The 21547-nt window shown below is 74.0% G+C and carries 17 protein-coding genes; 15 read left to right on the top strand and 2 right to left on the bottom strand.

Going from position 1 to position 21547, the window contains the following annotated elements:
• Positions 1–187: 187 nt before the first annotated feature.
• From IE140_RS31135 to IE140_RS31070, 14 genes are all read left to right on the top strand, one after another.
• Positions 188–1357 carry a glycosyltransferase family 4 protein gene (locus IE140_RS31135; RefSeq protein ID WP_093437837.1) on the top strand — a complete coding sequence of 390 codons (1170 nt, stop codon included), beginning with the start codon at positions 188–190 and terminating at the stop codon, positions 1355–1357.
• Positions 1354–2073 (top strand): class I SAM-dependent methyltransferase, encoded by a 720-nt coding sequence (locus IE140_RS31130; protein WP_032769410.1) that lies wholly within the window; start codon positions 1354–1356, stop codon positions 2071–2073. The genes IE140_RS31135 and IE140_RS31130 overlap by 4 nt, the downstream gene beginning before the upstream one ends.
• The gene (locus IE140_RS31125) at positions 2070–6356 is read left to right on the top strand and encodes an alpha-(1->3)-arabinofuranosyltransferase domain-containing protein (RefSeq protein WP_189460898.1); all 4287 of its coding nucleotides are present in this window, start codon (positions 2070–2072) and stop codon (positions 6354–6356) included. The genes IE140_RS31130 and IE140_RS31125 overlap by 4 nt, the downstream gene beginning before the upstream one ends.
• Positions 6356–7684, top strand: a complete 1329-nt coding sequence (locus IE140_RS31120) for a condensation protein (protein ID WP_150197532.1) — start codon at positions 6356–6358, stop codon at positions 7682–7684. Before IE140_RS31125 ends, IE140_RS31120 begins: the two co-directional genes overlap by 1 nt.
• Positions 7681–8406: a class I SAM-dependent methyltransferase gene (locus tag IE140_RS31115; RefSeq protein ID WP_069739616.1), complete on the top strand. Its 726-nt coding sequence runs from the start codon at positions 7681–7683 to the stop codon at positions 8404–8406. The genes IE140_RS31120 and IE140_RS31115 overlap by 4 nt, the downstream gene beginning before the upstream one ends.
• 4 nt (positions 8407–8410) lie before the next feature.
• Positions 8411–9304 carry a hypothetical protein gene (locus IE140_RS31110; RefSeq protein ID WP_093437846.1) on the top strand — a complete coding sequence of 298 codons (894 nt, stop codon included), beginning with the start codon at positions 8411–8413 and terminating at the stop codon, positions 9302–9304.
• A 51-nt stretch (positions 9305–9355) separates the two neighbouring features.
• Complete coding sequence (locus tag IE140_RS31105) at positions 9356–9574, top strand: Trm112 family protein (RefSeq protein WP_032769417.1); 219 nt, start codon at positions 9356–9358, stop codon at positions 9572–9574.
• A complete protein-coding gene (locus tag IE140_RS31100; protein WP_150197531.1) occupies positions 9571–10341 on the top strand; it encodes an FkbM family methyltransferase in 771 nt (256 codons plus the stop codon). The genes IE140_RS31105 and IE140_RS31100 overlap by 4 nt, the downstream gene beginning before the upstream one ends.
• Positions 10342–10388: 47 nt before the next feature.
• On the top strand, positions 10389–11153 hold the full coding sequence (locus IE140_RS31095; RefSeq protein ID WP_150197530.1) for a GntR family transcriptional regulator: 765 nt from the start codon (positions 10389–10391) through the stop codon (positions 11151–11153).
• 179 nt (positions 11154–11332) lie between these two features.
• On the top strand, positions 11333–12631 hold the full coding sequence (locus IE140_RS31090) for an amidohydrolase family protein (RefSeq protein ID WP_093437851.1): 1299 nt from the start codon (positions 11333–11335) through the stop codon (positions 12629–12631).
• 77 nt (positions 12632–12708) lie between these two features.
• Complete coding sequence (locus tag IE140_RS31085; RefSeq protein WP_150198213.1) at positions 12709–14103, top strand: amidohydrolase family protein; 1395 nt, start codon at positions 12709–12711, stop codon at positions 14101–14103.
• A gap of 92 nt (positions 14104–14195) precedes the next feature.
• On the top strand, positions 14196–14867 hold the full coding sequence (locus IE140_RS31080) for a response regulator transcription factor (protein WP_150198219.1): 672 nt from the start codon (positions 14196–14198) through the stop codon (positions 14865–14867).
• Positions 14864–16228 carry a sensor histidine kinase gene (locus IE140_RS31075; protein WP_150198215.1) on the top strand — a complete coding sequence of 455 codons (1365 nt, stop codon included), beginning with the start codon at positions 14864–14866 and terminating at the stop codon, positions 16226–16228. Before IE140_RS31080 ends, IE140_RS31075 begins: the two co-directional genes overlap by 4 nt.
• 102 nt (positions 16229–16330) lie before the next feature.
• Complete coding sequence (locus IE140_RS31070; protein WP_150198217.1) at positions 16331–18028, top strand: alpha/beta hydrolase; 1698 nt, start codon at positions 16331–16333, stop codon at positions 18026–18028.
• Between the two features lie 21 nt (positions 18029–18049).
• On the opposite strand, the gene IE140_RS31065 is transcribed toward IE140_RS31070, so the two are convergent.
• The gene (locus IE140_RS31065; protein ID WP_189460896.1) at positions 18050–19939 is read right to left on the bottom strand and encodes a serine/threonine-protein kinase; all 1890 of its coding nucleotides are present in this window, start codon (positions 19937–19939) and stop codon (positions 18050–18052) included.
• A 157-nt stretch (positions 19940–20096) separates the two neighbouring features.
• Here IE140_RS31065 and IE140_RS31060 point away from each other — a divergent pair, with 157 nt between their 5' ends.
• Positions 20097–20855 carry an IclR family transcriptional regulator gene (locus IE140_RS31060; protein ID WP_150196292.1) on the top strand — a complete coding sequence of 253 codons (759 nt, stop codon included), beginning with the start codon at positions 20097–20099 and terminating at the stop codon, positions 20853–20855.
• 18 nt (positions 20856–20873) lie between these two features.
• Here IE140_RS31060 and IE140_RS31055 read toward each other — a convergent pair whose 3' ends face one another.
• Positions 20874–21536 carry a DUF1345 domain-containing protein gene (locus IE140_RS31055; RefSeq protein WP_373296204.1) on the bottom strand — a complete coding sequence of 221 codons (663 nt, stop codon included), beginning with the start codon at positions 21534–21536 and terminating at the stop codon, positions 20874–20876.
• Positions 21537–21547: the final 11 nt, after the last annotated feature.

Genomic DNA, 21547 nt, shown 5'->3' with positions numbered 1-21547 from the left:
GCCCCCCGGTCTTCCCTTTTCCGTCACATCATGTGCGATCCCCGCCCCGCCCCGTACGCCCCTCCGTTTCCCGTACCCTCCCGTCCCCTTCCGTCTTCCGTTCTTTCGCCCGTCCGCGGACAACCCTCTCCCCCCTCTTTCCGCTCGTCCGCGAGTTCCCGCACCCCGAGCCGAGTTGGAGCGCCCAATGCCCCAGCACGTACCTCCCCCACTGCTCGATGCAGTCACGCGCCAGGGTCAGGGCCCGGCGTCCTCCAGGGTCCCCGCGACCCCGCGACGCATCGTCTTCCTCGCCCACCGCGACCTGGGCAACCCGGCCGCCGGCGGCTCCGAGCTGCTGATCGACCGGCTCGCCTCGGGCCTCACCGAGCAGGGCCACGACGTCACCCTCCTGTGCGGCGGCCAGGCCGCCCGCAGGCCCTACCGAGTCGTCTCGGCGGGCGGCACCCTGGGGCACTACCTCGGTGCGCGGTCCGCCTTCGCCCGGCAGGTCGGCGACTGCGACCTGCTGGTCGAGGTCTGCAACGGCATGCCGTACCTCGCGCCCCTGTGGCACCGCGGGCCCACCGTGTGCCTCGTCAACCATGTGCACACCGACCTGTGGGACATGCGGTTCCCGATGCCGGTGGCGCGGGCCGGCCGGCGGCTGGAGCACTGGGCCCTGTCCCGGGCCTACCGCGACCACCTGATGATCGCGGTGTCCCCGTCCACGGCGGGCGCGCTGCGTGACCTGGGCGTGCCCGACCACCGGATCAGGGTGGTGCACAACGGCGTCGAGGAGCCGAAGCCGCAGGGCGACCGGTCCGAGACCCCGCTGTTCACGGCGCTCGGCCGGCTCGTCGACTACAAGCGCATCGATCTGCTGCTCCAGCTGTGGGAGCGGGTCCGGCCGGTCACCGGTGGCCGGCTCGTCATCGTCGGCGACGGCCCCGAGCGGGCCCGTCTGGAGCGGCTCGCCGGCCCCGGTGTGGAGTTCGCCGGGCATGTCACCGAGGCGGAGAAGCACCGGCTGCTCTGCGCGTCGTGGATGCTGCTGCATCCGGCGGCCGTGGAGGGGTGGGGGCTGGTCGTCACGGAGGCCGGCGCACGCTCCACCCCGACCCTGGGCTTCGACGTGCCGGGGCTGCGCGACTCCGTCGAGGACGGGGTCACGGGCATCCTGGCCCGGGGCGCCTCCTCCTTCGCCGCGGCCTGGTGCGCGCTCGCCCTGGACGACGAGCGGCGCGAGGCCATGGGCAAGGCGGCCCGGGAGCGGGCCGCCGCGTTCCGGTGGACAAGCAGTGTCCGGCAGTTCATGGCGGTCGCCGCCGAGGCGACCAGCGGCGTGAACGCCCCGGCGATCGGTGCGAGCGCGTGAAAGACCCTTCCTTCCGGCGCTCGGCCGCCCTGTTCCGCGCCTTCATGCGCGAGCAGGGCGATCCGGCGACGGCGTACACCCTGCTGGCCCGCGACGCCGCGGACCAGGTGGAGCGGCACGGTCCGGTCCGGGGCAAGGTCGTCGTGGACATCGGCGGCGGTGACGGCTACTTCACCCGGGAGTTCCGTCGGCGCGGTGCGCACGGCTACCTCTTCGAACCGGACACGGCCGAGATCGGCCCGGGCGAGCGTGCGGACACCGTCGTCGCCGACGGCTATCTGCTGCCGCTGGCCGACGGTGCGGCGGACGTCTGCTTCTCCTCCAACGTGCTGGAGCACGTGGCCGATCCGCACACCTTTCTCAGCGAGATGGCCCGGGTGACCCGCCCGGGCGGTCTGATCTACGTCTCCTTCACCAACTGGTACTCGCCCTGGGGCGGCCACGAGTGGGCGCCCTGGCACTATCTGGGCGCCGAGCGCGCCCGGAGCCGCTACGAGCGCCGCACCGGCCGCCCGGCCAAGCACCGCCTCGGCGACAACCTCTTCCGGATCGGCGTCGGCGAGACGCTGCGCCATGTCCGGAGCCGTAGTGACGTGACCGTCGTGTCCGCACGCTCGCGTTACTGGCCCGTCCTTCCCCAGCTCGTGCCGCGGATCCCCGTCCTGCGGGAATTCGCCACCTGGAACCTCCTCCTCATTCTCCGGCGGTGTTCATGACCAGCGCTGTCCACCCACCCCGGCCCGCGGCCCCGGACGGCCCGGGTCCCGAGCCCACCGTGCCCGCCGACGGCCCGCCGCAGGCGCGCTCCCGGCGCTGGCTCCTGGGGTTCTGGGCCGCCGTCTTCGCGGCGTTCCTGGCGGTGTCGCCGGGTCGGATGACCTTCGACACCAAGCTCGGTGTCGTCACGGCCCCCGGCCGGTTCCTCGGCGACCTGGGCGAGCTGTGGCACAGCCGTTCCGGGTTCGGCGGGATAGCCGACCAGTACATCGGCTATCTCGTGCCGATGCTGCCGTACTACGGCACCGCCGAGCTGCTGCGGGTGCCCACCTGGCTGGCCGAGCGGCTGTGGCTGTCGATCATCGTGGCGACCGCCTTCTGGGGTGCGCTGCGGCTCGCGGAGCGGCTGCGGGTGGGTTCACCGGCCACCCGGCTGCTCGGCGCGGTCGTCTACGCGCTGTGGCCGACGTACACCATCGTGGTGGGCTCGACGTCGGCCGCCGCGCTGCCGGGCGCCCTGCTGCCGTGGGTGCTGCTGCCGCTGACGAACCCGCGCCTCACTCCGCGGATCGCGGCGGTCCGGTCCGCGCTGCTGATCCCGCTGATGGGCGGGGTCAACGCCGCCTCCACGCTGGCTTCGCTGCTGCCGGTGGGGCTGTATCTGCTGTCCCGGCCGGGCGGTCCGCGCAAGCGCGGGCTGCTGCTGTGGTGGATACCGGGCGTGATCATGGCGACCGCCTGGTGGATCGTTCCGCTGCTGCTGCTGGGGACCTTCGGCGAGAACTTCATGCCGTACGTGGAGTCCTCGTACACCACCACGACCACCATGTCGGCGACCGAGGTGCTGCGCGGCGCCGGCAACTGGGTGGGCTATCTGAACTTCGGCGAGGCCTGGCTGCCGGCCGGCTGGACCGTCGCGACCTCGACCGTCACGATCCTCGGTTCGGCGCTGGCCGCCGCTCTGGGTCTGGCGGGTCTGGCGCGGCGTGATCTGCCCGAGCGCCGCTGGCTGGTGCTGACCGTGCTGTCCGTGGCGCTCGTCACGCTCGCCGGGTACGGCGGTGCGCTGGGCGGTCTGTTCCACGGCACGGTGCAGGACTGGCTGGACACCTGGTTGGTGCCGTTCCGGAACATCTACAAGTTCCAGACGGGTCTGGCGCTGGCCCTGGCCCTGGGGCTGGCGCACATCGTCGGCGTCGCCACGGTGGCCGCCGCCCGGCGGGACCGCAACCCGGCCCGGATACGCCGCCTCGCGCCGGTCGTCGCAGCCGCGGTCGTGCTGCCCGGTCTGGCCTGGCCGTACCTCAACGGCTCGATCCTCCAGACGGGTTCGTTCCAGAAGGTCCCCGACTACTGGGAGAGCACCGGGAGTTGGCTCAAGAACAACTCGCCGGACGACCGCGCGCTCGTCGTCCCGGCGACCGCGCACGGCATCTACACCTGGGGCTCCCCGATCGACCAGCCGCTGGACGTGCTGGCCGAATCGCCGTACGCACAGCGTGATTACGTCCCCTTCGGCACGCCCGGCAACCGGCGGGCGATGGACGCCGTCGAGCAGGCCCTGACCTCCGGCGGCGAGGTCCCCGGACTCAGCGAGTACCTGAACCGGGCCGGGCTGCACTACGTCGTGGTCCGCAACGACCTGGACCCGGACCAGCTGGGCTATGTCCCCTCCACCACGGTGAAGCGCACCCTGGAGGCGTCCGGCTACAGCCGTGTCAAGGGGTACGGGCCGGTGATGACCGCCGGACGGATCGCGGCGGACACCCCGGTGCAGGTCGAGGGCCTGTATCCGCGCCAGCGGGCGGTGGAGATCTACGAACCGCCGAAGGGGACCGAGCGCCCCGGGCGGGCGGAGGCCACCCCGGTCGCCTCGACGGCCGTGGTGAGCGGTGGCCCCGAGTCGCTGCTGCCGCTGTCGGCGAACGGCGCCATCGAGGGCCGGCCGACCGTGCTGGCCGGTGACGCGCACCCGGGTCTGGGACGGCCGTCGCTGTACGCGGCGGGCGACGGGCTGCGGCGCGCCGACACCCGGTTCGGCCTGGTCAACTCGAACACCTCGTACACGTACACCGCCGACGAGCGCAACGCCGAGGAGTCGGCGCAGGACCCGGGGCGTGAGCCGCGGCAGATCCTGCCCACGTCCGGGGCGAAGCACCAGACGACGGCGGTGATCCGCGGGGCGAAGTCGGTCAGCGCGTCCTCGGTGGGCAACTGGCTGTTCCATCTGCCGCAGTACGACCCGGTCAACGCGTTCGACGGCAACCCGGCGACCGGCTGGGCGGAGGGCTCCCCCGGCGCGCCCAAGGGCGAGTGGGTGCGGGTCGACTTCTCCACCCCCACGGACATCCCCGGCTCGATCCAGGTGACGCCGCTGCCCAGCGGCAATGTCCGGGCCGCGCCGACCGTGATCCGGGTGGAGACCGACAAGGGCTCCAAGGACAGCCCGCTGCGGACCGACGGTTCGGCGCAGCAGGTGGCCGCGCCCACCGGGCAGGCCGCCTGGCTGAAGGTGACGATCCTGGAGTCCCAGCAGGGGCGCCCGGGGCTGACCGGCGCCGGATTCACCGACATCGCCATTCCCGGCGTGCAGGTGACCCGGATGCTGGAGCTGCCGAACGACGCGCCGCGCGAGGGCGCCGACGCGACGATGTTCTCGCTGAAGCGGGGCAGCGACCCGGGCGGTCTGTCGTCCGTGGCCGCCGAGGTCGGGCTCGGCCGGCAGTTCACCGCGCCGGAGGCGGGCGACTACACCGTGTCGGCGACCGCGCTGCCGGTGCCCGGAGAGGCGCTCGACAAGCTGCTGTTCGAGCTGACGGGTGAGCGGGACAAGATCGAGGTGACCGCCGACTCCACGGCGCGCCTGGGCACCAACCTCAGCCCCCGCAACCTGACCGACGGTGACCTCACGACGGCGTGGATCGCGGGCGAGCGTCCCGTACTGCGCCTGACGTGGCCCGAGAAGCGGCCGGTCGGCGAGATCGTGTTCGCCGCGGCCGGGGGTCTGTCGGCCCGCGCCGAACAGGTCCAGATCAGTTCGCCGGACGGTACGGCGGTGGCCTCGGTGGACGAGAACGGCATGGCCCGCTTCTCGCCCGTCAACACCGACCGGATGGACATCACCATCTCCAAGACGGCACCGCTGACCGTGCACAACCCGGTGGCCGACGGCCAGTTGCAGCTGCCGGTCGGGCTGAGCGAGGTCTACATCCCGGCGCTGGAGGAGTTCCGTTCGCCGCAGCCGAAGCCGGACCAGAAGTTCAGCCTGCCCTGCGGCAAGGGTCCGGTCCTCTCCGTCGGCGGCACGTACATGGAGACCAGGGCCGAGGGTCGGGTGCGGGATCTGACCCAGCGCAGGCCCATCGAGGTTTCCCTGTGCACCGACGACAGCAAGGTCGAGCTGGCCGCCTCGTCCACCACCGTGCAGGCGGGGGACGAGGGTCCGCTGGCCATCACCGACGTGACGCTGAGCAACGGCACCACCGAGGCCGCAGCGGCGACGCCGCGCTCGGTGGACGTCGAGCAGGGCGAGGGCGACCGGCGGACCGTCGAGGTCGGGGCCGGTGAGGCCTCCTACCTCCAGATCCACGAGAACCACAACAAGGGGTGGAAGGCCACCCTGGACGGCAAGGAGCTGACGCCGCTGCGGATCGACGGCTGGCAGCAGGCCTGGCTGGTGCCGGAGGGCGAGGGCGGCACGGTCACCCTGGAGTACGAGCCGGCCAAGATCTACCAGTGGGGTCTGATCGGTGCGGGCGTGCTGTTCCTGGCGCTCGTGGTGCTCGCCCTCGTGGGCCGCAAGGGCTCCGGCCGGGAGGAGACCGAGGAGCTGCCGGCGCCGCCGGGGCCGGGTCTGATCCTGGGCACCATCGCTCTCACCCTGGTGGGTGTGGTGATCGCGGGTCCGGTCGCCGTCGCCGTTCCGCTGCTCGCCGTGCTGGCGCACTTCCGGCCGCGGCTGCTCGTTCCGGTGGCGTTCGCGGCGATGGCCGCCGCGGGGGTTGTCGCCGCGGTGGGCACCGGGGAGAGTACGACGACGGGTGAGGGCGCCTTCGGTGCCACGGCTCAACTCCTCGCCCTGATCGGGCTGTTCGCCGCACTGGTCACCGTGGGCCGGGAACCGCTCGGCAGGCGTGCGGTCCGGGCCGGCCAGGACGCGGCCGAGCCGGCCCCGGCGGGCGACGACAGGCCGACGGTCCAGCTCCCGGCGCAGCCCGCTCCGCCGTCGGGCCGGACGCTGTCCGCCGACGGCAGGCACCCGGCGAAGGGAGAGGACGCCTGATGGCGACCACGCAGCACCAGCGGGCCCCGGGCGGCGGCCAGCCGTCCGGGCAGCCCGTCCGGGTGCCGTTCCCGGTCGTCGACGAGGTGGCCCGGCACTGCGCGCAGGACGCCGAGCCGAGCACGGTGCACATCGAGATCCATCTGCCGGGCCGGGTCGACGAGGAACGGCTGCGCTCCGCGTTCGCCGCCGCGCTGGCCCGGCACCCCCGGGCGCTGATGCGCGAGCGGCCCCGGGGGCCGCTGGCCCGGCGGTACGAGTGGGAGCTGACCGAGGGTCCGGACACGGACCCGGTCTCCTTCCCGCCGTGTGCGCCCGGTGCGCTGGAGCGGGCGCGGGCCGGGGCGCTGGACCGCGCCCCGGCGCTGACCGCCTCGCCGCCGCTGCGGCTCGACGTGGTCCGGGAGCCGGACCGGGAGGGCTGTGTGCTGCTGTTCACCGTGCACCACACCGCCCTGGACGGTCCGGCGTGCATGCGGCTGGCGGCGACGGCCGCGGAGATCTACAGCGGGTCTCCGATTCCGCCGTCGCCGGCCCCGGCCCGGCCGGCCGCCGCCGCGCTGCCCCGGCAGTCCCGGACCCCGGCGCTGGCCCGGCCCGCCCAGGTGGCTCCGGGTTCGCCGGGGCCCGCCCCGGTGCCGGGCAACGCCCTGCTGCTGGCCGAACTCCCGGTGCCGCGCCGGGAGTCCGGCGCACCGTACACGGTGAACGACCAGCTGATGGTGGCCACCGCCCTGACGGTGGCCGACTGGAACCGGGCGCAGGGCGCGCCGGGGGCTGACCGGCGGCCGCTGCGGATCACCATGCCGGTCGACGACCGCCCCCGGGGTCCCGAGATGCCGATCGGCAACGGCACCCGGCTGGTGGAGGTCGGGTTCACCGCGGCCGAGGTGGCGGCGGGGGCGGACGTGGCGGCGCTGCTGCGGACGACCGCCGAGCGGACCCGGGCGCTCAAGGCCCAGCCACGCCCTCAACTGGGTCACGGTGCGGGGCTTTTGACCGTGCCGCTGCTGCCGGTGGCGGCCCGGGCCGCCCTCACGCGGGGGCTGCGGGTGGCGGCCGGTCCGTGGACCTCGACGACGCTCCTGAGCAACATCGGGCGGATTCCGTACCCGTTGGACTTCGGTGAAGCGGGCCGGGCGACGGCCGTGTGGTTCTCCGCGCCCGCCCGGATGCCCCGGGGGCTGACCTTCACCACGGCGTCCACGGGTGGCCGGCTGCATCTGGCGCTGCGCTGGTCGCGCACCCTGCTGGGCGAGGGCGACGGCGCCAGGCTGCTGGACCTGTTCACCCGCCACCTGGCCGCGACGTCCTCGGAGGCCGTATGACCGGCACTACGTCCCCCTCCCCCGGGCTGCGGGACTTCTACGAGAACCCGTCCGTCCCGGTCGCCTCGGGCGACGGGCGCACCCTGCGGCAGGCCCGGCTGCTGGCCGACGCGCTGGACGCGCCGGGGCAGGTGATCCTGGACATCGGGTGCGGCGACGGTACGGCGGCGGCCACGGCGGCCCCGTTCCTCGCCGGGCACCGGCTGATCGGGGTCGACTGGTCGCAGGACGCGCTGCGCAGGGCACGCCCCCGGATGGGGCATGTGGTGCGCGGCGAGTTGGAGCACGGCGGGCTGCCGCTGGCCGACGGGTGCGCGGACGCGGTGCTGTTCAGCGAGATCCTGGAGCATCTGGTCGACCCGGACCAGGCGTTGGACGAGCTGCGGCGGGTGCTGCGGCCCGGTGGCCATCTGATGCTGTCGACCCCGAACCTGGCGGCCTGGTACAACCGGGCGCTGCTGCTCGCCGGGGTGCAGCCGGTGTTCTCGGAGGTCAGTCTGCGCGGGATCCACGGCCGTCCCGGGTCGGAGGTGGTGGGGCATCTGCGGCTCTACACGGCCCGTGCGCTGCGCTCGTTCCTGACGGCGTCCGGCTTCACCGACGTGACGATCAAGGGCGCTCCCTTCCACGGGGTGCCGCGTCCGCTGCGCCTGCTGGACCGGGCGGCGTGCGCGCTGCCCGGGGCGTCCTCCATCCTGCTGGCCCACGCGCGGCGGAGGTAGCCGCATGTGGTGGGGTGTCGGCGCGGCGCTGGTCGCCAACGCGCTGTACAGCGTGGGGTTCGTGGTGGAGAAACGGGCCCTGGGGTCGCTGCCGGCGCTGTCGGCGGGCCGGCCGCTCCAGGTGATCCGGGTGCTGGCGACCAGTCCGCTGTGGATCGTCGGCGCGCTGGCGCTGGCGGCCGGGTTCGGGGCGCAGCTGGTCGTCTACCGCGCGCTGCCGATCGCGGCGGCGCAGGGCATCTTCGTCTCCGGCCTGGTGCTGCTCCTGCTGCTGTCGTCGGCGGTGCTGGGCGAGGAGTCGACGGGCCGCGAGCGCTATGCGCTGGGCGGGGTCCTGGTGGCGCTGCTGATGGTGGTGGCCTCGGTCCGCGAGGGCGAGGACGTGGTGAGCGGAGGGGCCCCGTGGACGCTGGTGCTGCTGGTCTGTGTGCCGGCACTGGCGGCGGGCGTCTGGCTGTACGTACGCGTCGAGAGCCTGGCGGCCAAACGGCACCGGGTCCCGACGAGCGGCATCGGGTACGGCGTGGCGGTGGGCCTGCTCTACGGGGTCAGCTCCCTGGCGATCAAGGGCACGTCCAGCCGCCTGACCACCACCGACCTGGGCGAGGCCGCACTGTCGCTGCTCGGGTCCCCGTATCCGTATCTGCTGCTGTTCACCGCGGGGGCCGGTCTCGTGATGTCGCAGGCGGCGCTGCAGCGCTGCCGGGCGTCCCTCATCGTGCCGGTCTGCACCACGGTGACCTGTCTGTTCACCGCGGTCCTGGGGACGCTCGCGTTCGGCGAGAGCCTGCCCGATGATCCGCTGCTGCTGGCCCTGCGGGTGGGCGGCACGGCGCTCGCCCTGTCCGTCCTGCTGGCCATGCCGCGGCACGATCCGCCGCCCGCCGCGGCGGCCTGACCCCCTGACGTACCTTCCGCTGTCGTTCCGATGACTCCCGAGGAGCCCCTGATGCGTACCGACGACCCGTTGCTCACGATCCTGGCCTGTCCGCTCGACAAGGGCCCGCTGTCCCTGCTTCCCGAGGAGGAGGCGCTGTACAACCCGCGGCTGCGCCTGAGTTACCCGATCGTGGACGGGATACCGCAGTTGCTTCCCTCGTCCGGCCGGAAGGTCGAGGCGGACGACCACGAGCGCCTGCTCACCCGGCTGAAGGCCTCGGCCACGTGACCACGTTCGCCGCGGCGGTGGCGTCCCGGCTGCCCGAGGGCCTCGTCGCCTCCGCCGCCGTCGCCCTGTATCCGCGCTTCGAACCCGAGCTGCGGCGGCTCGCCGACTTCTGCCCGGCGGACGGGATCGCCCTGGACATCGGGGGCTGGTACGGGCCCTGGTCGCGGCGGCTGGCCGCCCGCTGCGCCGAGGTGGTCACCGTCGAGCCCGTGCCGCATCTGGCGGAGCATCTGCGCCGGACCCTGCCGCCGAACGCCCGGGTGGTCCAGGGCGCGGCGACCGACCGGGCGGGCACGGCACAGCTGTGGTTCCCGGAGGGCGACCGGGGCGACCGGGGGGTGTCCTCGCTGGCCCGCCGCGACATCCACGCGCACTGTCTGGAGGTGCCGTCGATCACCGTCGACGGTCTCGGGCTGCGTGGGGTGGGCTTCGTGAAGATGGACGTCGACGGCGCCGAACAGGCGGCGCTGCTCGGCGCGTCGGAGTTGCTGCGCAGGGACCGCCCGGCGCTGCTCATCGAGCTGGAGAGCCGGCTCGGCCCGATCGCCCCGGCCGTCGAGCTGCTGACCGGCCAGGGCTACGCGGGCTGGCTGCTGGCGGGCGGGCGCTGGATTCCGCTGGAGGGGTTCGACCTGGTGGCCCATCAGGCGCGGACCGAGCACCTGGTGCACCAGGGTCTGCTGCGCCGGGCCTTCGTCCCGCACCGGGACCGGTACATCAACTCGGTGCTGTTCCTGCCGGACGGGCGGACACCGGGCACGGCCTGAGAGCCGCGGGCCCGCGTATCCTCGGCCGGAGGCATGCCGAGCGGAGGATGGCGTACGTGGCGGGCAGCAGCGCAGGGCGGAACGGAACGCGGCCGGGCGGTCCCGGGGGCGAGCGGGCGACGGCTCCGGGCCGCCCGGCGCCCGGTGCGGACGTCCGGCCGGAGCGTACGTCGCTCAGCGTCCGGGCACGGGACGCGGTCCGGCAGCGGATCGTCGACCGCCGCTATCCGCAGGGCGCCCGGCTCGTGGAGCGCGAGGTCGCCGAGGAGCTGCGGATGTCCCGCGTCCCGGTCCGTGAGGCGCTGCGCGCCCTGGTGGGCGAAGGGCTCCTGGAGCTGCTGCCGCACAGCGGGGTCCGGGTGCGACGGCTGGAGCGGGCCGATGTGGAGCACCTGTACGAGGTGTGGGAGCCGCTCGCGGTCCAGGCCTCCCGGCTCGCGGCGCGGCGGGTGGCGGGGTCGGCCCCGGTGGAGCCGCCGGGCGTCACGGCGCTGCGGGCCTCCCTCGACCGGGCGGAGGAGGCGGCGTCCGACGACGAGGGCACGCGTGAGGTCGCGGCCCACACCGCCTTCCACGAGGACATCGTGGCCCTGAGCGGCAACCCGATGCTGGCCCGCACCATGGAGCAGCTGAGCGGACAGCTCCAGCTGCTGTTCGGGATGCGGGAGGAGCCGCAGCACATGCGGGAGCAGCACGCTGTCATGTTCCGGTACATCGCGGCGGGCGACGAGGAGTCGGCCGCGGCGAGCACGCTGCTGCACGTGCGGGACAGCCGGGCCGTGGCCCTGCGATCCCTGTTCGACGACGCCTGACTCTTTGTATACCAATCACACCGATCCTTCGAGGGCCTCGCAAGGTTAAAGCCCATTTCCTGCACGTTCCCTGCACGCGCGGGGAGCGGAATCACTCCTTCCCGGAATCGGGACAGTTCTGGTATACAAAATGCTCCCGCTCGCTTCCGCGATCCCTCCGCGACCCAAGGAGCCCTCCCATGTGCGTCGAGAACACCCCGCCCCCTTCCGGCAGGCTGACCAGGCGGGGCGTGCTCGCCGGTGCCGCAGCGCTCGCCGGCACCTCGGCCGTGCTGGCGGGAACGGCCCCGTCCGCGTCCGCGTCGTCCGGCGCCCGGCGCGGGGAGGCACCGGGCCGGGGCGGCGATCTCGTCGTCGAGGGCGGCAGGCTGCTCGACCCGGCGACGGGCGAGGTCACGGAGGACGCGGTCGTGGTGATCGCCGGGGGCGTCGTCCGGGCGGCCGGGTCCCGGGGACGGGTCGGCCGGGTCCCCGGCGGCGTACCGGTGCTGCGGGCCCACGGGCAGTGGATCCTGCCCGGCCTGGTGGACGCCCACATCCACCTCAACACGGCGGCCGAGGCGCGCGACGCGGTCCTCAAGGGCGCGACGAGCGCGCGCAGCGGTTCGACCAACTTCTACCAGGACATCGCCGTACGGGAGTTGGCCCGCCAGGCGCCGGAGCGGGCGCCCCGCCTCCGAGCGGCGGGTGTCTTCGTCACCCCGGACCTCGGCGACACGATCCTCGCCGACCCGGACCTCGCGCCGCTCGCCCGGCTGCGGGACGGGGTGCGTTCGGCCGAGGCGCTGCGCCGGGTGGTCGAGGTCAACCTCGCGCGCGGGGCCGACACCATCAAGACCCGGGTGAACGAGCGGGCCGGGCTGCCCGAGCAGGACCCGCTGGTGCAGGTGTACGACCACGAGCAGCTGTCCACGATCGTGGCGGCGGCCCGGCGCCGGGGCAAGGGGGTGCTCTGCCACAGCTACAGCGAGAAGGGCTGCCACGACGCGGTCACGGCCGGCATCCGCTCCCTGGAGCACGGGGCGTTCGTCGGCGAGCGCACACTGCGCGAAATGGCCCGCAGGGGTACGTACTTCACGCCGACGCTCACCGCGATCGCCGGGCTCGCCGAGTCCTCGGACCCGGTCCTGGCCGAGCGCGGCCGCACCTATCTCCCGGTCCTGAAGCGGGCGGTCCTCGCCGCGCACGAACGGGGCGTCCCCCTGGCGGCGGGCACGGACTCCTCGGGCGGAACGGTCGACCCGATCGGCCGCGAGGTGGAGCTGATGCACGCGGCCGGGCTCTCTGCCCTGGACGCCATCCGCACGGCGACCACGGGCGCCGCGAGGCTCCTCGGCCTCGACTCCACGGCCGGTCGGCTGGCACGGGGCTTCGCGGGCGACGTCCTCGTCGTGGACGGCGATCCGCTGGCGGACCTCGGCGTGCTGAGCCGCCCGGCGCGCGTGGTCCGGGCAGGGTTCGCGGTAGCGGCCGCCTGACCCGGCGTCCCCACCCCCTCCCTCCCGCTCTCCTCGCTTCTCCCCTCCCGCCCTTCCCTCTCCTCCAAGGAGTCCAGATGCACGCCGAGTCCACCGCATCCGCCACCGCCGGTCTCTCCCGGCGCTCGATGCTGGCCGGGGCCGCCGCCGTCGCGGGCACCGCGGCGACGCTCAGCGCCTCGGCGGCCACGGGGGCGCAGGCCGCCGAGGCCCGGCCCGCCGGGACGCCCGCCGCGCCCACCGCCGCCGACCGGATCACCGAACAGCCCGACCGCACGGGCGGCCACGCCCGCGCCACGGTGTTCAAGAACGTCCGGCCCTACGGCGCGCAGCACCCCGTCGACCTCACGGTCGTCGACGGCCTTGTCACCGCCGGCCCCGCGCCGCGCGGTGCGAAGGTCGTCGACTGCCAGGGCCGGATCGCGCTGCCGACCCTGGTCGACGCGCACATCCACCCCGACAAGACGGCGTGGGGCGAGCCCTGGGTGACCCGGAACCCGGCGAGCTCCATCGCCGAGTACACCGAGGAGGACGTGAAGCTGTACCACGCGCTCCGCACGCCGCTGAAGAAGCGCGCGGAACGCCTGATGGGCCATGCCGTCGCCCAGGGAACCCGGGCGATGCGGGCCCATGTCGACGTCGCTCCCGCCTACGACCTGGTGGGCGTCGAGGGCGTCGGATCCGCCCGTCGGGCGCTGCGGCACGCGCTCGACGTGGAGATCGTCGCGTTCCCCCAGCACGGGGTGGTCCGGACACCGGGGACGAAGGAGCTGCTGGAGGAGGCCGCGCGCACCGGGGCGATCGACCGGGTCGGGGGCATCGACCCGATCGGGTTCGACGAGGCGCTCGACGAACAGCTCGACATCGTCTTCGGCATCGCCGACCGGCACGGCGTGGGCGTCGATGTCCATCTGCACGAGCGGGCCGCGACGGGGATGGAATCGCTGCGCGGGATCATCGCTCGTACCAAGGCGCTGTCGCTCCAGGGAAAGGTGACGGTCAGTCACGTCTTCTGTGTACCCGGCCTGCCCGAGCGTGAACTCGACCGTCTAGCCGCCGAGTTGGCGGACGCCGGGATCTCGTTGACGACGGTCGCCCCCTCCTCGGACCTGGTGCTGCCGATCGACCGGCTGCGGGAGCACGGGGTCGAGGTGGGCCTCGGCTCCGACGGCGTGAGGGACTCCTGGAGCCCCTTCGGCAACGCGGACATGCTGCACCGCTCACACCTGCTGGCCTGGGTGCGGGACGCCCGCCTCGACGAGGAGCTGGAGGCGGCCTTCCGTGCGGGTGCCGACGGCGGGGCCCGGCTCCTGGGGCTCCCCGAGGCGGACCTGAAGCCGGGTTCGCCGGCCGACTTCCTGCTGGTGCGCGGGGAGTGCCTGCCCCAGGTCGTGGTGGACCTGCCGCGGCGCGAGATGGTGGTGCGGGGCGGGCGGATCGTGGCCCGGGACGGGGAGCTGGTCGGGCGCTGAATCCGCGTGCGGCCGGGCCCTGACGTGGGCGGCCGGGCCCTGACCTGCGGGTCAGGGGCATCGCCCGGCGCGGTTAGGGTGACGGCGTGAGAGTGCTGCTGGTCGAGGACGACGCCAACCTCCGCTTCGGCGTGGCCGCGGCCCTGCGCGCCGCCGGGCTCGCCGTCGACGAGGCGGTCGACCTGCCGCAGGCCGACGAGGCGCTGTTCGTCACCGCGTACGACTGTGTCGTGTTCGACCGGATGCTGCCCGCCGGGGACGCCGCGGAGTACGTGGAGGAGCTGCGGCGCTCCGGGCGGGCGGTGCCGGTGCTGTTCCTGACCGCCCGGGACACCGTCGCCGACCGGGTGGAGGGGTTCGCCCGGGGCGGCGACGACTATCTGGTGAAACCGTTCGCCGTCCCGGAGCTGGTCGCCCGGGTGCGCAGCCTGTGCCGCCGGGCCCCGGCCGTCACCCCGCCGGTGCTGCGGGTCGGCGATCTGGAGATCGACACAGCGCGGCGGCGGGTGCGGCGGGGCGGGGTGCTGCTGACGCTGACCAGCCGGGAGTTCGCGGTGCTGGAGGTGCTGACGGACCGGGCCGACCAGGCGGTCAGCCGGGCGGAGCTGGTCGAACGCTGCTGGGACGAGATGGCCGAGCACCGGTCCAACGTGCTGGAGGTCCTGGTCTCGCAGCTGCGCCGCAAGCTCGGCGCTCCCCCGCTGCTCCACACCGTGCGCGGCACCGGCTACCGGCTGGCCGTGGCGGAAGACCCGGCCTCGTGACCGGAGCCGTACGCCCGCCGTCGCGGCGCTCCCGCCCCCTCACGCCGACGGCCCGGGTGCGTCGGCTCCGCCGCCGGATCACGCTGCTGTTCGCCCTGACCAGCGCGGTGGGGCTGGTGGCGATGGCCGCCTGGGCGGTGCGCGCCGACGATGTGCGCTGGCGCGATCAGATGGACCGGACGATGAGCGCGGACACCAACTGGGCGCTCGGGCTGCTGGAGACCGACGAGGACGGGCGGCTGGACGCCGGGGTGCTGCTCGACACGGCCGGGACCGCCTGCCCGCCCCTCCACCTGCTGTCCGTCCCGCCGGACGCCGCGCGGGACGCGCGGCGGATCGCCCCGGCGGACCTCGTCGTGGAGCACGCGCCGCGCGAGCCGTGCCTCACCGTCGGCGGCGCCGCCGTACGACGGGCGGCCGCGGCGGCCGTGAACGCCGACGAGGAACGGTCCCTCGACGGGCGTACGACCACGGGAGAACCGGTCCGCCTGTTCGCCCTGCCGTTCTACCCGCCCGAGGCCGAGGAGGACACCCGCCCGCAGGGGGCCCTGGTCACCGTGGCGGACACCGCCGCGCAGCAGGCCGACCACCGGCGGCTCGCCTGGCGGGTGACCGGCGGCTGCGCCCTGCTGGTGTGCCTGTCGGCGCTGGTCGGGCATCTGCTGTCGGGCCGGGCGGTCCGGCCCGCCCTGGAGGCCCTGGACCGGCAGGAGTCGTTCCTCGCGGACGCCGCGCACGACCTGCGGACCCCGGCGGCCTCGCTGCGGACCCTCGCCGAGACCGCGCTGCGCGGGGACACCGACAGCACCGACGTGCACCGTCGCACGCTACGGCTGGCCGAGGGCATGGGTTCGCTGGTGGACGGGCTGCTCACGCGAGCCCGGCTGATGTCCGGGACGGCCGTGCTCGCGGTGGAGCCGTTGCGTCTCGACCAGCTGGTGGAGGCGGTGGTGGAGGACGCGCCGACGGACGGCCACCGGGTGACGGTCGAGACCCGGGAGGCCGTCGTGGTCGCCGACCCCGACCTCGTACGGCGTGCCGTGGCCAACCTCGTCGGCAACGCGCTCGTCCACGGCCATGCGCCCGGGGCCCCGGCCGAGGTGGAAGTCACGGTGGCCGCCGACGGGCCGTCGACGACCGTGACGGTGGAGGACGCCGGGCCGGGGCTGCCGCCCGAGGTGGCGGGCGCGCTGTTCGACCGGTTCCGCAGCGGATCGCGGTCGACGGGGCTCGGTCTGTCCATCGCCTCGTGGGTCGCGCACGCCCATGGCGGCAGCCTCACGACCGGACCCGGGCGGCGCGGCGGGGCCCGGTTCGTGCTGCGCCTGCCGAACGGCGAGCGGCCGTCGTCGGAGGGCTGACGAGGGGCTGCGCGGTCGCCGCCGGGCCGACTCATCAAACCTTAAGCATCGACGAGGAATGCTGCCGGGGAACCGCACGGTCCGATCCCCGGGAGCACTCCGTTGAACCACCCCGTCCGCCGTTCCGTCCGCCGCCCCGCCCTCGTCACCGCATGGGCGCTGGCCTGTTCGGTCGCGCTCACCTCCTGCACGGCCGGACCGGCCGCCGGGCCGGGGCGGGCCACCACCGCCCCGGCCTCGGCCGACCCCGCGTCCCGGCCCGGCCTCAAGCCGTTCTACGGCCAGCGGCTGCGGTGGACGGAGTGCGACACGGAGGGGTACGCGTGCGCGCGGCTGACCGTTCCCCGGGACTACGACGACCCGGGCAACGGCGAAACGTTCGTCCTGCCGGTGGCGCGTGCGGAGGCCGGGAAGCCGGAACGGCGCATCGGCTCACTCGTCTACAACCCGGGCGGGCCGGGGGCGGCCGGGGTCCAGTCCCTCGAAGAGGGCATGGACGAGGCGTTCGGCCGGGCGGCCCGCGACCGCTTCGACATCGTCGCCTTCGACCCGCGCGGGGTCGGGGCGAGTGTCCCTGCCCTGACCTGCACGGCGAGCGACGACGAGGCCGAGGGCGAGGAGGACGCGACGGAGCCCTCCGTATCGGAAGGCGTCGCGCCGCTCCACCCTCGTACGGAGGAGGAGCGCACCGCCGCCGACGAGGGGGCACGGGCCGCCGCGGAGGACTGCGAGCGGCACAGCGGCGGACTCCTGCGGCACGTCGGCACCCAGGACGCGGCCCGCGACCTGGACGTGCTCCGCGCCGCGCTGGGCGAGCGCGAACTGACCTACCTGGGCTGGTCGTACGGGACGAGTCTGGGCACCGCGTACGCCGAACTGTTCCCCCGCCGGGTCCGCGCGATGGTGCTGGACGGGGCGATCGACCCGTCGTTGGACTGGTCGCAGCGGGTGCTCAACCAGTCGGCCGGGTTCCGGCGGAGCGTGGACGACTACGCCGACCACTGCGCGGAGGTCGCGGGTGACAGCTGCCCGGCCGACAGCCCCGACGCGATACGCGCGCTGATCGAACGGCTCTACACGCGCGCCGAACGCGAGCCTCTGCCGGTCTCCGAGGACAGCTCGTACGCGGAGTACGGCGGGATGGACGCGACAGCCGTACTCGACGCGGTGTCGATGGCGATGTACACGCCGGAGGACCAATGGGATCCGCTTTCCCGGGCGTTGGCGGCGGCAGACGCGGGGGACGCGACCGAACTGGGCGCGCTGGACGAGGAGGAGGAGGAGGAGCCGGCCCCGACGGAGGAGGACCCCGCTCCGGAGAACACCGGCGGTGGCACCGAGGAGGAGAGCGGTGACGAGGGCGCCGCCACCGAGGACCTCACCCCCGTCGACAACGAGGGCGCCGCGCTGACCGCGGTCAACTGCCTGGACGTCCCGCACCCGCGCGACCTGGACGCCTACTGGGACGCCCTGCCGCGCGCGGAGAAGGCCGCCGGGGTCTACGGCACGGCCGGGGTGACCGCCGAACTCACCTGCCGCGGCTGGCCGTCCGGCGACCGGACGCCGCACCGGGTCGACGCCGACGGGGTGGTGCCGGTGCTGGTCGTCGGCACCACCGGTGACCCGTCCACCCCGTACGAGGAGGCGGTGAGCCTCGCGGACCAGTTCCCGGGCGGGATGCTGCTCACGTACGAGGGGATGGGGCACACGGCGTACGGGCGCGGGGGCGCCTGTGTCACGGAGAAGGTCGACGCCTATCTGGTCGGCCTGAAGCCCGTCCGCCCTGGCGCGAGGTGCTGAGGCACCGCAGCTGATCGCCCGTCAGCTCTCCTGCGCCTCCTCGGCGTTGCGCCAGACCGTCACGTCGATGGTGATGTAGCGACTGGGGTCGTTCGGGCCCGACTTGCCCCGGTAGGTCACCACGCCGATGTGTCCGGTCTTGCTGAGCACACAGATCTGCGACCCGGACGTGAGCTGTTCGAGTTCGATCTTCTCGGTGAAACGGGTCTCCTGGCGGCAGACCTCCAGCGAGCCCTTCTGCGAGTTCTTCAGCACCACCAGTTTCCCGTTGGCGCTGCCCACCCTCTCGTCGCCGAAGAGGTCGTCCCGGTAGAAGTAGAAGTCCCCCTTGCCGTAACTGACGCCACTGTCCTCGTCCTCCACCGGCCGGGGCGGATGGTCGGCGAGCTTCAGGGCGTAGTTCGCCGTCACGTCGATGCCCTTGTACGAGACGGGCCTGGGGTCGACCGGCTTCTGACGGGCCTTGTCGCCCGAACCACTGCCACTCGAACCGCCGTCGGAGGACGACGTGGCCCGGTCACCCTTGCCGGTCCTGTCGGAGTCGTCCGGCACCAGCTTGCCGATGAGTCCGAGGACGATCAGCGCGGCGAAGACCGAAGCGCCGACGATCAGGCCGGTCCGCTTGGGCCGGGGCCCGGCGGGTTGGAAGTCTGGCCGGCCCCAGCCCGGCTGCTGGAAGCCGGGCTGCTGGAAGCCGGGCTGGGCGAATCCGGACTGCCGCTGGGGCGGCGGGGTGGGGTAGCCCTGGGGGTGGGTGTGCTGCGGCCAGTGGCCGGGCGGCACGGTTCCCGGCGTACCCGGGACTCCCGGCGCCAGGGGCGGGGCCGCGGGGGCGCCGGGCCCACCCGGAGTACCAGGCCCGGTCTGCGTCGGCGCGGCGGCGACCGCGTAACCGCTGGGGGTGTGGTGGGGGGATCCCGGCGGCGGGGTCGGCGCGTTCGCCGGGGCGAACTCGGTGGGCGTCGGCGCGGCGCTCGGCGGCGGGGGCGGCGCCGGCGCGGGGGCGGGCATCCGCAGCCGCTCGGTGATCGACCCGGCGACCGCCTGCGGGAGCCAGTCCTCGCCCTGGCGCAGGGGCTCGGGCGAGATCTCGTGGCACATCGCGATGATGTCGGCCAGGGCGGGGCGGTCGGCGGGGTCGCGGCTGAGGCAGCGGCTGACCAGGGGGCGCAGTTCGTCGGGCAGCCGGCTGAGGTCGGGGTCCTCGTGGACGATCCGGTAGAGCACCGCGTGCGAGGGCCCCTCGCCGAACGCGGGCGCGCCGATCGCGGCGTAGGCGGCGATCTGGCCCAGGGCGAAGACGTCGGTGGCCGGGGTGACGGTGCCGGCCGCCGCCTGCTCCGGCGCCATGAACGCCGGGGTGCCGACGCTGACGCCCGTACCGGTCAGGGCGGTCGTGTCGGCGGCCCGGGCGATACCGAAGTCGATGACCCGCGGGCCGTCGGCGGCGAGCAGGACGTTCGCGGGCTTCAGGTCGCGGTGCACGATGCCCGCACCGTGGATGACCCCGAGCGCCTCGGCCACCCCGACGGTCAGCAGCAGCACACTGCGCAACGGCAGCCCGCCGTGCCGGGCCACCGCGTGCGCGAGCGAGGGGCCCGGCACATAGGCCGTGGCCAGCCAGGGCTGCGCGCCCTCGGTGTCCGAGTCGATGACCGGCGCGGTGTACAGCCCCTGCACCCGCTGCGCCGACCGCACCTCCTGCTGGAAGCGCCGCCGGAACTCCGGGTCCTCGCTGAACTCGGCCCGGATCACCTTGAGCGCCAGGGGCCGGCCGCCGGGCGTGTACGACAGATACACCTTGCCCATGCCGCCCGCGCCCAGCACGGCGGCCAGTCGGTAGCCGCCCACCACCGCCGGGTCGTCGGCCTTGAGCGGCTGGAACGGATCGGTCGAAGTCGCGCTGCTCATCAAGGAACCATCCCCCTGGTCACGGCAGTCCGGAGCCCGCACGTGCCCCGAAGATCAGACGAGAGCGTACCGAACGCCCGGCGCGTCACCCGCCGGGCGTGCGTCCTGCCGGAGGACCGGCCTTGCCGCTCCCCGGCGCCGGGTCCATCCTGGTGCCATGGGTGACCAGGCCGGCCCCGAGCCGACGGTGTCCGTCCGGCAGGACCTCCGGTTGCTGGAGGCCGTCGGCGCACACCCGGACGGCGCCTCCGTACAGCAGCTGGCCCGGGCGGCCGAGCTGCCGGAGCTCAGCGCCCGGCGGCTCCTCCACGAGCTCGCCCGGGACGGCTATCTGGACGAGCTGGACGACGGTGCGTTCGCCCTCCACGAGCGGGGCCCCGGGCTGCTGACCGCCGACGACGGCGTGGCGTCGCACGAGCGCATCCGCGCCCTGCTGTCCTCGCTGCGCGACAACCTGTCCGCCGCCGTCTATCTGACGCTCTACGACGAGGGCGAGATCCGGGTCCTGGAGATCGTCGACAGCCCGCGGGCACCCCGGGTGAACGTCTGGGTGAGCTTCCAGGAGGCCGGGCACGCGACCGCGCTCGGCAAGAGCGTGCTGCGCGAGCTGGACGCGGAGGCACGTGCCAACTATCTATCCCTGCACTCCCTGGCCGACCTCACCCCCCGCACGATCACGCGCCGGGAGGAGCTGCTGCGGGAGCTCGACGCCGCCGCGGGCCCGCTCTCGATGGACCGGGGGGAGTACTCACGGGGTACGACGTGCGCGGCGGTGCCGGTGTACAGCGGTGACCAGGTCGGTTCCATCGGCATCTCGTTCCGGTCGGACCGGATGTACCGGACCACGGAGGTCAGGGCGCGGTTGCTGGATTCGGCGCTGCGCGTGACCCGGCGGCTGACGCTCCCCGAGTACTGATCCGTTCGCCCCGGCCCCTCAGCCGGTGACGATGCCGGCGACCAGGTTGATCGTGGTGGCCAGGATGCTGGCGCCGAAGATGTACGACAGCAGGCAGTGCCGAAGGGCGACCGCGCGGATCCTGGAAGTGGAGACGTTGTTGTCGGAGACCTGGTACGTCATGCCGAGGTTGTAGCTGAAGTAGAGGAAGTCGATGTAGCGCGGCGGTTCCTTCATGTTGAAGTCGATCCCGCCGCCGGGCGTCTGGTGGTAGATGTACGCGTAGCGGGCGGCGTACATCAGGTGCAGTGCCGCCCAGGACATGAACACGCCGCCGAGCGCCAGGGCGGCCGCCGCGTGGCTCAGGTCCGAGTCGCCGATCAGCAGCAACAGCACGATGCCGACCAGACCGGAGAGGGCGGCCGTGACGACGACGAGTTCCTCGGCGACGGGCCGGAACTCCTCGCGCCGGGCGTTGTCGTGGGTCGCGGCGGCGTCCATCGGCCACAGGACGAGCCATCCCGTGACGACGAAGACGGTCTGGGCGAGGGCGATGCCGACGAGGAAGCCCAGCGGCGCGTTGGTGAGGAGGACGCCGACCAGCACGCCTACGGCGGCTCCGACCAGCGCGGAGCCCGCGAGCCGGGGAACGGCGGGGAGCAGGAACCGACGGTAGCTGTTCATGTGGTTCAGGTGGTTCATGGAGGGGGCCT

The organism is Streptomyces parvus, assembly GCF_014648875.1.
GTDB classification, from domain to species: Bacteria; Actinomycetota; Actinomycetes; order Streptomycetales; family Streptomycetaceae; genus Streptomyces; species Streptomyces parvus.
The sequence above is the reverse complement of the archived record's forward strand: the minus strand, read 5'-3'. Positions and strand labels throughout refer to the sequence as shown.

What these genes read in the sequence shown, in the direction of transcription:
- IE140_RS31135 (WP_093437837.1), top strand. Translation starts at nt 188, where the DNA reads ATGCCCCAGCACGTACCTCCCCCACTGCTCGATGCAGTCACGCGCCAG.
- IE140_RS31125 (WP_189460898.1), top strand. Translation starts at nt 2,070, where the DNA reads ATGACCAGCGCTGTCCACCCACCCCGGCCCGCGGCCCCGGACGGCCCG.
- IE140_RS31120 (WP_150197532.1), top strand. Translation starts at nt 6,356, where the DNA reads ATGGCGACCACGCAGCACCAGCGGGCCCCGGGCGGCGGCCAGCCGTCC.
- IE140_RS31115 (WP_069739616.1), top strand. Translation starts at nt 7,681, where the DNA reads ATGACCGGCACTACGTCCCCCTCCCCCGGGCTGCGGGACTTCTACGAG.
- IE140_RS31110 (WP_093437846.1), top strand. Translation starts at nt 8,411, where the DNA reads ATGTGGTGGGGTGTCGGCGCGGCGCTGGTCGCCAACGCGCTGTACAGC.
- IE140_RS31105 (WP_032769417.1), top strand. Translation starts at nt 9,356, where the DNA reads ATGCGTACCGACGACCCGTTGCTCACGATCCTGGCCTGTCCGCTCGAC.
- IE140_RS31095 (WP_150197530.1), top strand. Translation starts at nt 10,389, where the DNA reads ATGGCGTACGTGGCGGGCAGCAGCGCAGGGCGGAACGGAACGCGGCCG.
- IE140_RS31090 (WP_093437851.1), top strand. Translation starts at nt 11,333, where the DNA reads ATGTGCGTCGAGAACACCCCGCCCCCTTCCGGCAGGCTGACCAGGCGG.
- IE140_RS31085 (WP_150198213.1), top strand. Translation starts at nt 12,709, where the DNA reads ATGCACGCCGAGTCCACCGCATCCGCCACCGCCGGTCTCTCCCGGCGC.
- IE140_RS31065 (WP_189460896.1), bottom strand. Translation starts at nt 19,939, where the DNA reads ATGAGCAGCGCGACTTCGACCGATCCGTTCCAGCCGCTCAAGGCCGAC.
- IE140_RS31060 (WP_150196292.1), top strand. Translation starts at nt 20,097, where the DNA reads ATGGGTGACCAGGCCGGCCCCGAGCCGACGGTGTCCGTCCGGCAGGAC.
- IE140_RS31055 (WP_373296204.1), bottom strand. Translation starts at nt 21,536, where the DNA reads ATGAACCACCTGAACCACATGAACAGCTACCGTCGGTTCCTGCTCCCC.